This is a genomic window from Thioalkalivibrio sp., from assembly GCF_007692535.1.
In the GTDB taxonomy this organism is placed as follows: Bacteria; Pseudomonadota; Gammaproteobacteria; order Ectothiorhodospirales; family Ectothiorhodospiraceae; genus Thioalkalivibrio.
This window is the reverse complement of the sequence record NZ_REBW01000090.1, coordinates 1-15557: the sequence shown is the minus strand read 5'-3', so window position 1 is coordinate 15557 and position 15557 is coordinate 1. Positions and strand designations below refer to the sequence as shown.

Here is a 15557-nt window from a genome sequence, read left to right as displayed (position 1 = left end):
TTTCACGCTAACGGCGGTGCAGGAGACCAAGGCGTGCACGGGCAAGATCAGTCACAGCCCAAGATCAGTCACCGGCGATGGTCATCGACTCGATCAGGATGGAGCCCGTGCGGGTGTTGCCGCGGACGTCCACGTCGTTGCCCACCGCCACGATCCTGCGATACATCTCCCGCAGATTGCCGGCGATGGTGATCTCCTCGACGGGGTGCACGATTTCGCCCTGCTCGACCCAGAAGCCGGCGGCGCCGCGCGAATAGTCGCCGGTGACCGCGTTGACGCCCTGGCCGATCAGTTCGGTGACCAGGAGCCCGGTGCCCATCTCCGCGAGCAGCTCCCGGAAGCCCTTGTCGCCCGGATGTGGCTGCACGGTCACGTTGCGCGCGCCGCCGGCATTGCCCGTGGTGTGCAGCCCGAGCCGGCGCGCGGCGTAGCTGTCGAGGATGTAGCCCTGGAGAACGCCGCCGCTGATCAGCTCGCGTTCCCGGGTGCGCACGCCCTCGCCGTCGAAGGGCGCGCTGCCCAGGGCGCCGGGCAGATGCGGATGCTCCGCGATCCGCATCCAGTTGGGGAAGATCTCCTCGCCCGCGGCATCGAGCAGGAAAGAACTCTTGCGGTACTGCGCGCCGCCACCGACGGCGCGCGTGAAGCTTCCGATCAGGCCGCGTGCCATCTCCGGTACGAACAGCACGGGACACTGCCGGGTACCGAGCTTGCGTGAACCAAGCCGCCGCAGCGTGCGCTCGGCCGTCTCGCGGCCGACCGCCTCGGGATCGTTCAGCTCCAGCGGGTTGCGGGAAAGGGTGTAGGCATAGTCACGCTGCATGCCGGCCGTATCCCTTGCCACCAGCGCACAGGAGAGCGAGTGCCGCGTACTCCGATAGCCGCCCATGAATCCCTGGCTGTCCCCCAGGAAGGACATCGCCCGGCGCGTACTCACGCTGGCGCCCTCCGAGTTCTCGATGCGCGGATCCAGCGCGAAGCCCGCGGCCTCGATCCGCCGGGCGAGCTCGATGGCGGTGGCGGAGGGGCAATCCCAGGGATGATCCAGGTCCAGCTCCTGCCAGTCATGCGCCTGATCCGCGGGGTCCGGCAGGCCGGCGTAGGGATCGGGCTCGGTATGACGGGCGATGCGACAGGCGGCCTCGGCGGTCTGGCGCAGGGCCGACGCGCTGAAGTCCGTGGTGGAGGCCGAGCCCTTGGACTGCCCGAAATGGGCCACCAGCGCCATCTGCTGGTCACGCTCGTGCTCCAGGGTGTCCACCTCGCCCTTGCGCACGGTTACGCTCAGTCCCACGTTATGGGTGACGATCACCTGTGCCGCCGAGGCACCGCAGCTGCGGGCGTGGTCGAGGACCGTGCGCACCCGCTCCTCCAGCGATGCGGGACTGTGCGAGAGTGCCTGTACTTCGGTTAACTGATCCATGCTCTTCATCGATTCCTGGACAGACGGGGGCCGGCTCCCGCAACTCGCTGCGGGCCGGCCGTGACAGCGCGGCGTGGGCGGGGAACGGACGGGTCAGGGGCTCGCGCCGTGCTTGTTCACGGCACCGCGGTTGCCCCACTTCTCGAGATCCTCGACGTGGACGCCCACCCAATACAGGATCCCCAGACTGTCCCGGGTGAAGCCACCGACCAATTCCTGCCCGGCATCGAGTTGGATGCCGTCGGCGAACCGCTCGGCCTTTGCCCTGGACCGAAAGACATGCCACTGGACGATGTGGTCGGCACCGTGGCCCTCCGGTAGCGATTGTTCTTCTTCGAGGATTGCTAGATGCGTCATGCCTACTCCTGAAAGCTGTTGATCGTTACCCGTCGCGACGGCCTTCGGCGATTCCCTTCGTCTGCAAGGAGATGACGGTCAGGCCGCCTGGGTACCGCCCACGGTCATTCCGTCGATGCGCAGCGTCGGTTGGCCGACGCCCACCGGCACGCCCTGCCCTTCCTTGCCGCAGGTGCCGACGCCGGTGTCGAGTTCCAGATCGCTGCCGACCATCGAGACACGGGTCAGCACGTCCGGACCATTGCCGATCAGGGTAGCCCCCTTTACCGGCCGGGTCACCCGTCCATCCTCGATCAGGTAGGCCTCCGAAGCCGAGAACACGAACTTCCCGGAAGTGATGTCCACCTGCCCGCCACCGAAGTTGACCGCATACAGACCACGATCCACCGATGCGATGATTTCGGCCGGGTCGTGACCGCCCGCAAGCATGTAGGTATTGGTCATGCGCGGCATCGGCAGGTGCGCGTAGGACTCGCGGCGCCCGTTGCCCGTGGACCGGGTGCCACTCAGGCGGCCGTTCAGGCGGTCCTGCATGTAGCCGCGCAGGTAGCCGTCCTCGATCAGCATCGTCTGCTGTGTGACGGTGCCCTCGTCATCGACGTTCAGGGAGCCACGCCGGCCGGGCAACGTGCCGTCGTCGACGATGGTGATGCCGGGAGCAGCGACCCGCTCGCCCACCCGGCCGGCAAAGGCCGACGTGCCCTTGCGGTTGAAGTCGCCCTCGAGGCCGTGACCGATGGCCTCGTGCAGCAATACGCCGGGCCAGCCGGGACCGAGCACCACCTTCATGCTGCCGGCCGGCGCGTCCACCGCATCGAGGTTGACCAGTGCCTGGCGCACCGCTTCGCGGGCATAGGCACCGGCCCGATCCTCCTCGGTGAAATAGACATAGCCGGAGCGGCCGCCGCCGCCGGCGGATCCGGATTCCCGGCGCCCGCCCTGCTCCACCAGGACCTGCACGTTCATCCGCACCAGGGGCCGGACATCGGTGACCATTTCCCCCTCCGCGGTGAGGATGAGCACCACCTCGCGCACCCCTGCCAGCGAGCACATGACCTGGGTCACGCGCGGGTCGGCGGCACGGGCCTCGGCATCGACGTGCTTGAGCAGGCCGATCTTGCGGGCCTCGTCCAGCGAGCCCAGCGGGTCATCGGGCAGGTACAGCGCGGACTCCCGCCCCACGCCGGGGCGCACCGCCACCGACCCGGTCTGCCCGGCGCCGGCGATGCTGCGCGCGGTGCGCCCGGCCTCCAGCATCGCCGGCAGGGTGATCTCGTCGGAATAGGCGAAACCGGTCTGCTCGCCGGAGATCACCCGTATACCCACCCCGCGCTCGATGTTGAAGCTCGCGCTCTTGACCAGGCCGTCTTCCAGCGACCAGCCCTCCTGGCAGATGAACTGGAAGTAGCAGTCGCCGCCGTCGGTCCCGCGACCGAAGGCGGTCCCAAGCACGGCGGCAAGCCCCCCTTCAGTAACATTGCCGGGGTCAAGGAGGGTTTGTCGAACGAAGCTGTCGATCATCGTTATTCCTGTTGGCTGTTTCGATGTACGGGTCGGCGCCGGAACCCCGCCCTCAGGCCCCGGTCTTGGACACCTGGACCTCACAGGACAGGCGTCGATGATGCACGGCCGGGAACAGGGTCCGGATCCGGCCGACGCAGTCGCAACTCAGGTCGGCGACGAGGACCCCGGGATTGCGGCCCAGCTGCGCGACCACCCGGCCCCAGGGATCGACCAGGGCGCTGTGTCCGTAGGTCTCGCGACCGTTGACGTGGAAACCGCCCTGGGCGGCAGCCAGCATGAACGACTGATTCTCGATGGCACGCGCGCGCAGAAGGATGTCCCAATGCGCCTGCCCGGTCTGGGCGGTGAAGGCGGCGGGCATCGCCACGAATTCGGCGCCCTGATCCAGCAGCCCGCGAAAGAGTTCCGGGAAACGGAGATCGTAACAGACGGCAAGCCCCATTCGCCCAAAAGGCGTATCCAGCGTAACGGTATGGTCCCCGGGCTCGTAGATCCGCGACTCGGCATAGTGCTCGTCGCCATCCGGTATACGTACGTCGAACAGGTGGATCTTGTCGTAGCGGGCCACGCGCTGACCCTGGTCGTCAAACACCAGACAGGCAGAAATGGCTCGATCACCGCGTCCGGTGCGCAGCGGAACGGTGCCACCAACCAGCCAGATGCCGAGACGCCTCGCCTGTTCCGCCAGAAAGGCCTGCAGCGGGCCCGCCCTCGGCTCCTCGGCGATCTTGAGGACGTCTTCATCGTGCATGCCCATCATCGCGAAGTTCTCGGGCAGCACCACCAGCTGCGCGCCCTTGTCCGCCGCTTCCTTGAGCAGCCGCTTCGCCTCCAGCATGTTGTTCTGCGGCTGCGGTCCCGACGCCATCTGGATGGCGGCAACATTCGTCATGGCATGCACCGTTGGGTCATCACTCTGGGGTCCCCTGTTCCATCTTCACTCGCGCCCTTATCTCTGGGTCAGACCACGGACCCGTGACAAAATATTCCACTCGCGCCGCCTCTTCCATTTGGTCCCCGATTCCCAGGACCCGTTCCACCAACAGCACAACGGCTCCGGTTACCGGACCGCCGAGCAGCGCACCAACGATGGGCAGCGTCGAACGCAGCCGCGGCACGACGACGATCGACTGATCGAAGTCGCGGGCCACAAGACCAGTGCGCCCGCTGACCCGCACCACCGCGGACGGACTGGCAATGCGGAGCTCCGGCAACAGCAGGTCGCCGCCTTCGATCACCGCCTCGCCGACCATCTGGTCGAACGCCAGCCCCTGAGTATAGACGTCCCGGAAGTCCAGGCGCAGTCTGCGCGGGATCACGTCCAGGCTCACCAGCCCCAGGAGACGCCCTGCGCCGGGCTCGACCTCGTGCAGGCGACCGTCCGCGAGGTCGATATCGACCGTCCCACTCAGCCCGGTGATGTCGGGCACGAACAGCGGACCGGCCCAGGCCAGACTGGCCCGGGCGCTGCCGGACGCACTTTGCATCGCGGGTGAGACACCCATCGAATTCAGTGCGCTGCCCCAGTCAGTCCCTGTCGCCTCGGCGCGGATCCGCGTCTGCGCCAATCCGTCCGGGGACATCTCCCAGTGCCCATCGCCGAGCAGGCTCACGTCCCCCTGCGGCGCACGCAGCCGCAAGTCCCGCAGTTCCAGGCCATCCGTTGACGGAAGCAGCGCGAATGCAACATCGGCCAGATGCAGGTTGCCCAACCGCAGATCGCCAATCCGCAGGTCCAGGCCTGGCCAGGTGCGAGGATCCGCGAACGCATCCTGCGCAACGGGCCGCGAGCGCCCGGATCGCGCGACCGGCGTCTCCCATTGATCCAGGTGCAGGTGGGCAAGATCGACCTGCCAGTGGCCGCGCGCACCGGCCCGCGGATCTCCGGCCGCCGGATCGGTCAGCACGGCCTCGCCCTGCACCCATTCCGAATCCAGGACAAGGCGCTGGCCATCGGCTCCCCGCTCGACCCGCAGGCGGCCTCCCGGGAGGACCCTGCCGCCCCAGCGCAGGCTGTCCACGGCCTCGAGATCGGCGCGGACCAGTTCCAGGCCGGCCGCCGCCTCGATGGGCACCGTATCGGCCGTCAACTCCCTAACGGACCGGAGCCACGCGTCCACGTCCACCGAATCCAGCCGGGCCCGCAGATCGATGCCGCGCTCGGGCAGCGCGGGCATCCCCGGGGGTGGGCGCCCGAGGTTCAGGGCGAGGGCTCGAACCTCTCCGGCCCCGCCCGCACGCCCCGGCGCGACCCGGATGTCGGCCTCCAGGACCTGATCAAAACGCACCCGTGCGATCGCCTCGCCCTCGCGTTGCAACGGCCAGGAGATCTGCAGCGGACGCCGGGTACCCCGCGTCTTGGCGAAGGGTGCCGGCCAATCCATCTGCATCCCCTCGAGATTCGAGGCCAGCTCCAGCCGCGAATCACCGGCCGCATCGACGACGATCTCGGCATCCCAGTGCGCCGTCCCCTGTGCCGCCAGGCGCGCAGCCGCTCGCTCCCCGACCCACGGTGCGAGCGCTTGACGGCCTTGGGCATGGATGCGCATGGCGGGACCCGTGGCAGCGCGCTGCAGGTTCAGCAGCACCGGCTCGCCGTGGATCTCGGCGCGGATTTCCTGGCCCCGGACACCTCTCTGCGGATCGAAGCGGATATCGCCCGTGATGTCTTCCAGGGCAAGCCTGCGCTCGGGCAATTCCAGCGCCGCCCGGTCGAGACCGAGCCGCCCCGCGGCACGGGTCCCAGCCGGTCCGGGTCCGTGCAACGGGATCAACAGGTCCAGGTCCAGCACACTGCTGCCCCTCGGCTGCACGCCAGCCAGGTAGGGGAGGAAGTCGCGCCCGATTCCGGACTGGCGCAGGTACGTGGCCAGGTCCTGCACCGGACCACGCGCCTGCCCCCGTATCTCCAGTTCCGGTTCCCTGAGCATGTTGCCGATGACCACGGTGGTCTGGCTGACGGCGGAATCCAGAATCTTTCCGGACACCTGCTCCGCCCGGAACCCGGAATTGTGAAAATGCAGTGTTCCCGACAACCCCTCCGCCAGCGGCCAGTCCGGCTGGTAGTCGAGCACGCCGTCCTCGACCACCGCCCAAAGGTCGAACACACCCTCGTTGTCGGCGAAGGGAAAATCCTTCGGGTGACCGCGGAACACCATGCCGCCGTCGGTCACGGTGGCGGTACGGATGCTCTCCACCAGCCAGCGGTAGGTCCGCGCGGGGAACCTGTGCACCGGCAGGTAGCGGGCCACCTGTCGTCCGTCGGCACGCAGGAACCGCAATGCCAGGTCCAGGTGAGGCGCCGCGCCGAATTCGATGCTTCCGCGGCCTTCCAGCGCGGCGTCCTGGTTCTCCAGGAAAAGATCGTGTGCCTCCAGGTGCCAAGCCGCCTCGTCCCGCCGCAGCAGCAGCCGCGTGTGCAGCCGATCGAAGAGAAACTCCTCCGAAAACAGGGTCGGCATCGCAACGCGCAGGGCGTTGCTGTCCAGCGTCAGCACGCCCTGGCCATCCGCCCATTCCAGGCTCGCGTCGAGACCGTTCACCCCCGGAATCACGCCGGCTGCGTGCAGCTGCATATCACGCAACTGCGCATCCGCCGCCTGTACCTGCCACCCTTCCGGGTCCCGCTCAAGGACCATGTGAAGCGTCTCGAGCCTGCCCGAGGGGTCAATGCGCGCCAGCCGCGCGAGATCCGGCACATCGCGAAACCGCAATGCCGTGCCGGTTGGCACGTAGTGATCGATGTCGATGCCGGCCGCGGCCAGGACGACACGGTCCACGCCCTCACCGGCATTCGGCATGCGGTATTCCAGGCGCGCATTCCCCGCACCCGGGGTGGTCTCGGCCCAGTGCGACACGGCGGTCGTGCCGTCGCGCAGCCACTGGAAGCGATGACCCACCGGCTGCTCGCGCCAGCGTCCATCGCGAACCACGAGCAGCCGGCTGTCGTGTTCGCCCTGCAGCTGCCGGACCCGTCCATTTTCCAGGGTTGCCCAGAGACGCACCGAAGCGGTGCCGTGCAGCCCACCCTGGAGCCAGCCGCCCAGCTGGCTCCAGTACGGCAGCTGCACGCCCTGCGCATCCAGAAAGAATTCGATGCGGTCAGGGCCCGCAGGGGGCACCGTGATGCCGACATACACCGGCCCGCCGGCCTCGGGAAGAAAACGGCCACGCCCCACGAGGGCAAGCCCGGACCGATCCGAGCGCAGCCCCAGTGAGTCCACGCGCAGCCCGGTCTCGATACCGGTCATGCCATCCGCCCAATGCAGGGTGGCCTCCTCGATCTGCAGCCGTTCCATGCCGGCAAAGTGCCGCCTCCAGTCGAGCGCCAACGAGCCGGCACCGCCGAAGCGCCACCCGTGCACGTCCCACACACCCTCGGTGTCGCGTTGTACATCGAGGTGAATGCCGGTCAGACGGGCATGGCCCAATACCGGGCTGCGGGCCCGGAGGCTGCGCAACGGAGCCAGACTGACCCCGAGCTCCCGGGCCGCAAGCGGGCCAGCGTCCGGCTGCGAAATGCGCACCTCATTCGCCACCAGCTCCGGGGCCCATCCCGACCAACCGAAGTGCAGGGAACCCAACTGCACCTCGCGGTCGATCATCGTCCCGACCCGCTGCTCGACCACCGCCGCCAGACCGTCCCACTGGGGCAGCAGCAGCCGCAGCGCCAGCAGAGCCAGCAACAGGAACAGAAGCAAGGGGGCCAGGGTGGCCAGGGTGATACGCAGGCTGCGACGGATCATGACCCGAAGCCCGGAGCGGGTCTTCTAACCGAGGACCATCGCTGGCCTGGGCGCGCCTCGGAGGCTCCCGCTGGCGGAGAAGGCAACATGCCGTTCAGAAGCGCGACCTGCTCAAATGAAGACCACGTCGAACTGCTCCTGTTGATACAGCGTCTCCACCTGGAACCGGATCGGCACGCCGACGAATTCCTGCAACTCGGCCAGGCTCGACGACTCCTCGTCCAGCAGCAGGTCGATGACGCTCTGCGAGGCCAGCACCCGCAGTTCCCTGGCGTCGTACTGGCGGGCCTCGCGCAGAATCTCGCGGAACAGCTCGTAACAGACGGTCTCGGCCGATTTCAGATAGCCGCGCCCCCCACACGTAGGACAGGGTTCGCAGAGCAGGTGCTCCAGGCTCTCTCGGGTACGCTTGCGGGTCATCTCGACCAGGCCCAACGGCGACACGTCACAGATCTGGCACTTGGCATGATCCCGCTCCAGGGCACGGTCCAGGGCCCGGATCACCTGGCGCTTGTGTTCGTCATCCTGCATGTCGATGAAATCGATGATGATGATGCCGCCGAGATTGCGCAGGCGGAGTTGCCGCCCGATCGCCTGTGCCGCCTCGAGATTGGTCTTGAAGATCGTCTCCTCGAGGTTGCGGTGCCCGACGAAGCCACCGGTGTTGATATCCACGGTGGTCATCGCCTCGGTCTGATCGAAGATCAGGTAGCCGCCGGATTTCAGCTCGACCTTGCGCTCCAGCGCGCGCTGGATCTCCTCCTCGACGTTGAAGAGTTCAAAGATCGGGCGCTCCCCCGGATAATGCTCGATCCGATCGTTCAGCTCCGGAATGTAGCGCTCGGCGAATTCACAGACCCGTTGCCAGGTCTCGCGGGAGTCGATCCGAATCCGCTCCAGCTCCACCCCTACCATGTCCCGGAGGATACGCAGCACCAGCGGGAGATCGGCGTGAATCTCCTGTCCCGCGGCGCAGTTGGCGGCGTTTTCCTTCAGCGTGTCCCAGAGCTTCTTCAGAAACAGCACATCGTTGCGCAGGGCCCCCCTGTCGGCAAGTTCGGCCGCGGTGCGCACGATGAAGCCATGCTCGGGCGCCAGTTCCGCGCGCAGCGTCTCCATGTTCTCGCGCAGGCCGCTGCGTATCGTGTCGTCCTCGATGCGGGTGCTGATCCCGATGTTGCTCTGATTCGGCATCAGGACCAGGTGCCGTGAAGGGACGGTGACGTAGGTGGTCAGACGTGCCCCCTTCGTCCCCAGGGGGTCCTTGATCACCTGAACCAGCAGCTCCTGGCCCTCGCGCAGCAGCTGGCTGATCGATTCGTTGCGCCGAGGTGCCTCGCCGTTGTTGCAGAGTTCCTCGCGCTCGACCGGCGCCACGTCCGAGGCATGCAGAAAGGCGGTACGGTCGAGCCCGATATCCACAAAGGCCGCATCCATGCCTGGCAATACCCGGCACACCGTCCCCTTGTAGATGCTGCCGACCAGGCCGCGGCGGCGACTCCGCTCGAGGTGCAGCTCGGTCAGGATCCCGTTCTCGACCAGGGCGACCCGACTCTCCTGCGGGGTGATGTTCATCAATAATTCGGTGCCGGTCATGCATCCTCTCTTGTATTGGATTCCGCGCACCGGACAGGTCCGCGGCTCCCGGAACAGGGGCTCGAATCCCTTTGCCCCCGGACGGTCATGCCTGGCTGGGACCCGTTGCAGTATCCGCCTGTTCTCCGCCGCTGGGCTCGGGGCCGCCGGGATCTTTCCGCGAAAACGCCTCGGGCAGGTCATGACGGGGCCAGGACTTCAACACGGCGTGCACCAGCGTGGCCAGTGGGATCGCGAAGAATACCCCCCAAAGACCCCAGATACCGCCAAAGATGAACACCGCGGCGATGATCGCCACCGGGTGCAGGTTGACCACCTCGGAAAACAGCAAGGGCACCAGCACGTTGCCGTCCAGAAACTGGATGACGCCGTAGGCAATCAGCACCCAGGCGAATTCACTGGACAGGCCGAACTGGAAATAGGCGACCAGCGCCACCGGGATGGTGACGACGGCCGCGCCGATGTAAGGAATGATCACGGAGATTCCAACCATGAACGACAACAGCACCGCGTACTGCAGTCCGAACCAGTGGAAGGTGATGAAGCTGACCGCCCAGACGAGCAGGATCTCGAGAAACTTGCCGCGCACGTAGCTGGCGATCTTCACGTTCACCTCGTTCCAGACCTGCCCGGCCAGATGCCGGTCGCGAGGCATGAAGCTCATGAACCAGTTCAGGATCGCATCGCGGTCCTTGAGCATGAAAAAGACCATCAGCGGAACGACGATCAGATAGATCACGACCGTCACCAGATGCTGCGCCGAAGCCAGCGAGACCTTCACCACCTGCTGCCCGAACTGGGTGGCCTCGGCGCGGATCGCACCCATGATGTCGAAGACCTGCTCCTCGGAGATGACCTGCGGGTATCGCTCCGGCAGCTGCAGCAGCAACGCCTGACCCTGGGAGATCATTACCGGAAGTTCCCTGACCAGTTGCGTGACCTGCTGCGACATCAATGGCACCAGGCCGAACAGTGCCGCCGCCACCAGCGCGACAAATCCCAGCAACACGATAATCACCGCGAGCAGCCTGGGTAAGCGCAGCTGCGTCAGCTTCGCCACCGCTCCTTCCAGCAGATAGGCGATGATGAGGCTAGCCAGAAGCGGGGCCAGGATGCGTCCGGCAAAGATCACCAGCAGAAAACCGACCAGAAGCAGGAAGGCCAGGATCACCACCTGCGGATCGGTGAAATGCCGGTGATACCAGCGCTGGAACACCTCGATCATTTGGAGGACCGCACCCGCTCGTACTGGGCCAAAAACACCGCCTCGAGGTCGTCAATCACCTCCGCCGCCTTGCGGCCCTGCATCACGTGCTGGGCCATCAGTGCGGAGGTCTCGTTCAGCAACGGGCCCCGATCGAGCATGAAATAGGTCTCGGACAGGCGGCGCATGGCCTTGATCACCGACTCCTCGGCAGGTCTCGGGAGCGGCTTGGGTTCCGGCAGCGGGGCATCCGCCGCCTCGGCGTCGGGCACTTGGGCGAGCAGAAACTCGGAGAACTGCAGCAGCGTGCGCAACTCTTCCTCCGGCAGCTTGCCGGCGATCTCGGCCACCCGTGCGGCCGCGCCGCCCTTGCCGCGCGAGGCCTTGTTCTTGCGGGCCATGTTCATCGGTGCGATCAACTTATTCCGTCTCCAGTTTCAGGCTGAACACCGGCATCTTGCGCCGTTCCTGCATCAGGGAGAGTTCCGTCACCAGTCCCGCGACCACGTGGTTGGTAACCTCCTGCATGTTTTGCCACTCCATCCGGGCCTCGCCGAGCAGTTCGCCCATGTTGGGAGGCGGATTATGCCGGGCCTCCATGATGATATCTTCCAGCATGCCGGGTTTCATTTCCGGGCGGAACAGCAGCCCGTAGGTCAGGTCGTCGGGACGCACCGCAAGCCACCGCCCCTCGTCGTCCACCAGTGTGGGCTCCAGGCCCTCGGGCAGGTCCACGCTGCCGTGTACCAGCACCAGCACCGTGCGGCCATCCACGGCTTCGGCCAGCGCGTCGCCGGCCCCCGCAGGGGTCTTGTGCGCCGTGACGAACTCGGCCCGGTAGGCGGGCTCCGGCCGGGCCGTGCCACCTGCCTGCAAGGCCACGAGCATGCCGCCCATGCCCAGACCGATCACAGGCCGGCTGGAGCGCCGGAAGATATCGATCAGCGCCAACTCGTCCGGCACCTGCGGGTTGTGCTCCTCGTCCGTGAGCGGCCACGCGCCACCAAGCAGCCACAGGCCATCGAACTGGGCCGCCGAGCCGGGCATGTCCTGGCCGACGAACGGCCGATGATACGAGAAGCCGATATCCCTTTTCTCCAGCTGGGATTCTATCAGGCCCAGGAATTCCGAATAGGTGTGCTGTACGACGCAGTAATTCTTCATTTGGTCTCCTTGCCGTGGGGTATGGAAGGGGTTCCCGGAGGGACATCGCGGGTGCAGTACTCGCGGATGAAGCGCAACAGGACCTCCAGGGTGGGCACGCGGAACTTCTGGCGTGCGTGCACCAGGGAAATCGGGCGCTCAAGCGGAGGCTCCAGAGGAATCGCCACCAACTGGCCCAGCGTGACCTCCTTGGCGATCACCGATTCCGACAGGATGGAGCACCCCATACCGGCCGCCACCGCTCCCTTGATCGCCTCCGGACTGCCAAGTTCCATGCACAGATTGAGGCGGTTGCGGCTGCAGCCCTGGCGGGTCAGGTACTCCATGATCACCTCGCGCGTCCCGGAACCCTCCTCGCGGCACACGAAGGACTCGTCGAGAAAATCGTGCAACGTGACCTTTCTGTGTTTCGCAAGGCGATGGTCGGGCGCGACGATCAGGCGAAGATGGTCGATCAGGCACGGCTGCACGATCAGGTTCCGGTTGGTGACCGGGGCCTCGACCACGCCGAGGTCGATCTCGCTCTCCTCCACCATGGCCACCACGGCCTCGGTGTTGCCGACCCGCAGGCTGATACCCACCTCGGGATGGCTGCGGAGAAAGGCACCGAGCAGCGTCGGCAGCAGGTACTCCGCGACCGTCGTACTCGCCCCCAGCACCACAGCACCGCCGACCGCGCCCTTCAGCTCGCGCATCGCCGCCTCCATCTCCGTATACGTTTCGAAGATGCGCTCGGCGTAGCGGAACACCAGGCGGCCGGCCTCCGTCAGCGTGACCCGATTGTGGTTGCGATCGAAAAGGCGTGTGTCGAACTGCTCCTCCAGCTGGCGCACCTGAAAGGTGACCGCGGGCTGGGTCATGTGCAGCACCTCGGCTGCCCGCGTGAACGAGAGCAGCCGGGCCACGGTAAAAAAGACCTGCAGTCGCCGATCCGACATGGGCGTGCTTCCCCGGATGATCCTCCGCATGCTAGCAAGCCCGGCAAGGCCGCAATAGCAGGCGGACTTTCCCTGCGACAACTCAGCCCGGGGTTAGACTGGGGTTGAGACCCCGAAACGGATGCGGCAATGAGCAAGGCCTGGCAGAAACTCAACCTCGAGGGCGGCGGCCTGCAGGCCGTCAATGCCGTTCTGGCAAACGAGATGCGCTCCAGGAACCGCGCCTATGTGGCGTGGATTCTGTTTCCGCTGGGCCTGCACCGATTCTACCTCGCCGACCCCCGTGGCGGCGCGGCGTTCCTGGTCCTAAGTGTGATCACCGTCGGCGCGGCCTGGCTGGCCCCTGCGTGGTGGTGGCTGCTGCCGGCGGCGTTCCTGGCCGCCCTGGCGGTCTACGATCTCTTCTGGATCGACCGGAGGGTGGTTGCCTACAACAAGCAACTACGCATGCAGCTCTTCCTGCGCAAAGGGGAGAAACCGCCCACGAACTACCGCGGCCGCTACACCGACGAGAAGGACGCGGAGTCGATCAACCGTGACCTCGCCGACTACCAGGCGCTGAAAGAGGGCGAACGCGCCGGGCATGTCCCGGTGAAACGGGACGCACCGGACGGCCCCGACCAGGCCAAACGCCGACGGCAGCCCTCGTTCAACGAACAGGAGGCCCTGCTCCGCGAACTGGCCAAAAAACGCCGTGACCGTTAGCGTGAAAGACCCGTAGGTCGGGTTAGCGCAGCGTAACCCGACGCGCCGGGGTGCAAGGGACGACGCGGCTTTGCCGCCATAGGTTGGTGCGACACCCGTCGGGTTACGCCCTTCGGGCTAACCCGACCTACAGTTTGCTCGCAATGACGACCCGGATTAATTAGACCCGTAGGTCGGGTTAGCGCAGCGTAACCCGACGCGCCGGGGTGCAAGGGACGACGCGGCTTTGCCGCCATAGGTTGGTGCGACACCCGTCGGGTTACGCCCTTCGGGCTAACCCGACCTACAGTTTGCTCGCAATGACGACCCGGATTAATTAGACCCGTAGGTCGGGTTAGCGCAGCGTAACCCGACGCGCCGGGGTGCAAGGGACGACGCGGCTTTGCCGCCATAGGTTGGTGCGACACCCGTCGGGTTACGCCCTTCGGGCTAACCCGACCTACAGTTTGCTCGCAATGACGACCCGGATTAATTAGTGTCTTGGAAGAGACAGCGGTACCCGGATTCGGTGAGCAGCACCACGTGGACACTCGACGGATAGATCAGCCCCTCCTCGCGCAGGCTGGACAGCCAGGTCGAATGTTCGCCGGCATCGAGGCGGAAGAAGTCACGCCCCTCGACGAGACCGGCCCTGCAGGCCTTGAAGCGCCGGAACGTCGTCCCCTTTGGCACCCGGTTCAGTTCGTCCAGCTGGCGCAGGCTCAGGGTGTCCTGACCGCGAAACCGGATCGCGCGCGGCCCCGGCGCGACTTGCACCGGGTTCGGAGTTCCACACGGCTGGTCTGCATAATCGGACACGTTCCCGCCCTTCCCGCGTAATATCCCCGGGTGAGAATACCGGGAGTCCGTCGCGGGTTTCGAACAACACGGGAGGAAGCATGGAGTTCCTGCAGGAATACGCACTGTTTCTGGCCAAGGGTCTGACCATTGTGGTGATGCTGCTGCTGGTTTTCGGCAGCATCGCTGCGATGGCCCAACGGGGCCGGGGCAAGGGCGAGGAACAACTTACCGTGAAGCACCTGAACCAGCGCTACCGAAACATGGAGCGCATCCTGCGCCTGCGCGTGCTCGGATGGCGAGCCCTGCGCCGGCACATGAAGGACTTCAAGCGCGAGCGCAAGCAGGCCGTCCGGGAGCGGCGCGACGAGCAACCGCGGATCTACGTCCTGCGTTTTCACGGCGACATCCGCGCCACGCGGGTCGACAGCCTGCGCGAGGAGATCTCCGCGATCCTGACCATTGCCCGGCCGGGGGTCGACCGCGTTGTGCTCTGCCTGGAGAGCGGGGGCGGCCTGGTGCCCTCCTATGGCCTCGCAGCCGCCCAATTGGCGCGCCTGCGCGATGCCGGGCTGGATTTGACCGTCGCCGTCGATCGGGTGGCGGCCAGCGGCGGCTACCTGATGGCGGCGGTCGCCCACCGCATCGCGGCCGCCCCGTTCGCCGTGGTCGGCTCGATCGGAGTGGTGGCGCAGATACCCAACATCCATCGGCTGCTGAAGCGTCATGACGTGGATATCGAGCTGCTCACCGCGGGGCAGCACAAGCGCACCCTGACCATTCTCGGCAAGAACACGCCCGAGGGTCGGGCGAAATTCCAGCAGGAACTGGAGGAGACCCACGGCCTGTTCAAGGCCTACCTGCAGCGCTACCGCGCTCAGCTGGATCTCGAGACCCTCGCCACCGGGGAGCACTGGTACGGCGAGCAGGCGCTGGAACTCAAGCTGGTCGATGAACTGCGCACCAGCGACGACCTGCTGATGGCCCTCAGCCGCGAGCACGAACTCTACGAGGTCACCTTCACCCGGAGGCAGGCCATGGGCCGGCGCATCGGCATCGCGTTCGAGCAGGCCCTGGACCGCCTCCTCCAGCGCTAACCGTCATAGCCGGCGACCACCCCTGAC

At 66.3% G+C, this 15557-nt stretch carries 13 protein-coding genes; 2 read left to right on the top strand and 11 right to left on the bottom strand.

The genetic code is table 11. The features are described 5' to 3' along the window. Positions 1 to 64 precede the first annotated feature (64 nt). From pmbA to EA346_RS03750, 10 genes are all read right to left on the bottom strand, one after another. Entirely contained in the window at positions 65 to 1423 is a 1359-nt protein-coding gene (gene pmbA, locus EA346_RS03795) for a metalloprotease PmbA (protein WP_296755857.1), read from the bottom strand. Between the two features lie 93 nt (positions 1424 to 1516). Then, complete coding sequence (locus tag EA346_RS03790) at positions 1517 to 1780, bottom strand: hypothetical protein (RefSeq protein ID WP_296755854.1); 264 nt, start codon at positions 1778 to 1780, stop codon at positions 1517 to 1519. 78 nt (positions 1781 to 1858) lie between these two features. After that, positions 1859 to 3301: a metalloprotease TldD gene (gene tldD, locus EA346_RS03785; RefSeq protein WP_296755852.1), complete on the bottom strand. Its 1443-nt coding sequence runs from the start codon at positions 3299 to 3301 to the stop codon at positions 1859 to 1861. Between the two features lie 52 nt (positions 3302 to 3353). Beyond that, positions 3354 to 4196: a carbon-nitrogen hydrolase family protein gene (locus EA346_RS03780; protein ID WP_296755849.1), complete on the bottom strand. Its 843-nt coding sequence runs from the start codon at positions 4194 to 4196 to the stop codon at positions 3354 to 3356. 19 nt (positions 4197 to 4215) lie between these two features. Then, positions 4216 to 8049, bottom strand: coding sequence for a YhdP family protein (locus EA346_RS03775; RefSeq protein ID WP_296755847.1), 3834 nt, complete (start codon positions 8047 to 8049; stop codon positions 4216 to 4218). A 111-nt stretch (positions 8050 to 8160) separates the two neighbouring features. Then, positions 8161 to 9645, bottom strand: a complete 1485-nt coding sequence (gene rng, locus EA346_RS03770) for a ribonuclease G (RefSeq protein WP_296755844.1) — start codon at positions 9643 to 9645, stop codon at positions 8161 to 8163. An 85-nt stretch (positions 9646 to 9730) separates the two neighbouring features. Beyond that, the gene (locus tag EA346_RS03765; RefSeq protein ID WP_296755842.1) at positions 9731 to 10870 is read right to left on the bottom strand and encodes an AI-2E family transporter; all 1140 of its coding nucleotides are present in this window, start codon (positions 10868 to 10870) and stop codon (positions 9731 to 9733) included. After that, positions 10867 to 11256 (bottom strand): Crp/Fnr family transcriptional regulator, encoded by a 390-nt coding sequence (locus EA346_RS03760; RefSeq protein ID WP_296755859.1) that lies wholly within the window; start codon positions 11254 to 11256, stop codon positions 10867 to 10869. Before EA346_RS03760 ends, EA346_RS03765 begins: the two co-directional genes overlap by 4 nt. Before the next feature lie 13 nt (positions 11257 to 11269). Then, complete coding sequence (locus EA346_RS03755; protein WP_296755840.1) at positions 11270 to 12013, bottom strand: GMP synthase; 744 nt, start codon at positions 12011 to 12013, stop codon at positions 11270 to 11272. Beyond that, positions 12010 to 12951 (bottom strand): LysR family transcriptional regulator, encoded by a 942-nt coding sequence (locus tag EA346_RS03750; RefSeq protein ID WP_296755837.1) that lies wholly within the window; start codon positions 12949 to 12951, stop codon positions 12010 to 12012. Before EA346_RS03750 ends, EA346_RS03755 begins: the two co-directional genes overlap by 4 nt. Positions 12952 to 13080: 129 nt before the next feature. On the opposite strand from EA346_RS03750, the gene EA346_RS03745 reads away from it, so the two are divergent. After that, complete coding sequence (locus EA346_RS03745; RefSeq protein ID WP_296755835.1) at positions 13081 to 13656, top strand: TM2 domain-containing protein; 576 nt, start codon at positions 13081 to 13083, stop codon at positions 13654 to 13656. Between the two features lie 468 nt (positions 13657 to 14124). Here EA346_RS03745 and EA346_RS03740 read toward each other — a convergent pair whose 3' ends face one another. After that, on the bottom strand, positions 14125 to 14412 hold the full coding sequence (locus EA346_RS03740; protein WP_296755833.1) for an ORF6N domain-containing protein: 288 nt from the start codon (positions 14410 to 14412) through the stop codon (positions 14125 to 14127). Between the two features lie 122 nt (positions 14413 to 14534). On the opposite strand from EA346_RS03740, the gene sohB reads away from it, so the two are divergent. Continuing rightward, positions 14535 to 15530 carry a protease SohB gene (sohB, locus tag EA346_RS03735; RefSeq protein WP_296755831.1) on the top strand — a complete coding sequence of 332 codons (996 nt, stop codon included), beginning with the start codon at positions 14535 to 14537 and terminating at the stop codon, positions 15528 to 15530. Positions 15531 to 15557 lie beyond the last annotated feature (27 nt).

Coding starts and splice junctions, on each gene's coding strand:
- pmbA (WP_296755857.1), bottom strand. CDS start 1,423: ATGGATCAGTTAACCGAAGTACAGGCACTCTCGCACAGTCCCGCATCG.
- EA346_RS03790 (WP_296755854.1), bottom strand. CDS start 1,780: ATGACGCATCTAGCAATCCTCGAAGAAGAACAATCGCTACCGGAGGGC.
- tldD (WP_296755852.1), bottom strand. CDS start 3,301: ATGATCGACAGCTTCGTTCGACAAACCCTCCTTGACCCCGGCAATGTT.
- EA346_RS03780 (WP_296755849.1), bottom strand. CDS start 4,196: ATGACGAATGTTGCCGCCATCCAGATGGCGTCGGGACCGCAGCCGCAG.
- EA346_RS03775 (WP_296755847.1), bottom strand. CDS start 8,049: ATGATCCGTCGCAGCCTGCGTATCACCCTGGCCACCCTGGCCCCCTTG.
- rng (WP_296755844.1), bottom strand. CDS start 9,645: ATGACCGGCACCGAATTATTGATGAACATCACCCCGCAGGAGAGTCGG.
- EA346_RS03765 (WP_296755842.1), bottom strand. CDS start 10,870: ATGATCGAGGTGTTCCAGCGCTGGTATCACCGGCATTTCACCGATCCG.
- EA346_RS03760 (WP_296755859.1), bottom strand. CDS start 11,256: ATGAACATGGCCCGCAAGAACAAGGCCTCGCGCGGCAAGGGCGGCGCG.
- EA346_RS03755 (WP_296755840.1), bottom strand. CDS start 12,013: ATGAAGAATTACTGCGTCGTACAGCACACCTATTCGGAATTCCTGGGC.
- EA346_RS03750 (WP_296755837.1), bottom strand. CDS start 12,951: ATGTCGGATCGGCGACTGCAGGTCTTTTTTACCGTGGCCCGGCTGCTC.
- EA346_RS03745 (WP_296755835.1), top strand. CDS start 13,081: ATGAGCAAGGCCTGGCAGAAACTCAACCTCGAGGGCGGCGGCCTGCAG.
- sohB (WP_296755831.1), top strand. CDS start 14,535: ATGGAGTTCCTGCAGGAATACGCACTGTTTCTGGCCAAGGGTCTGACC.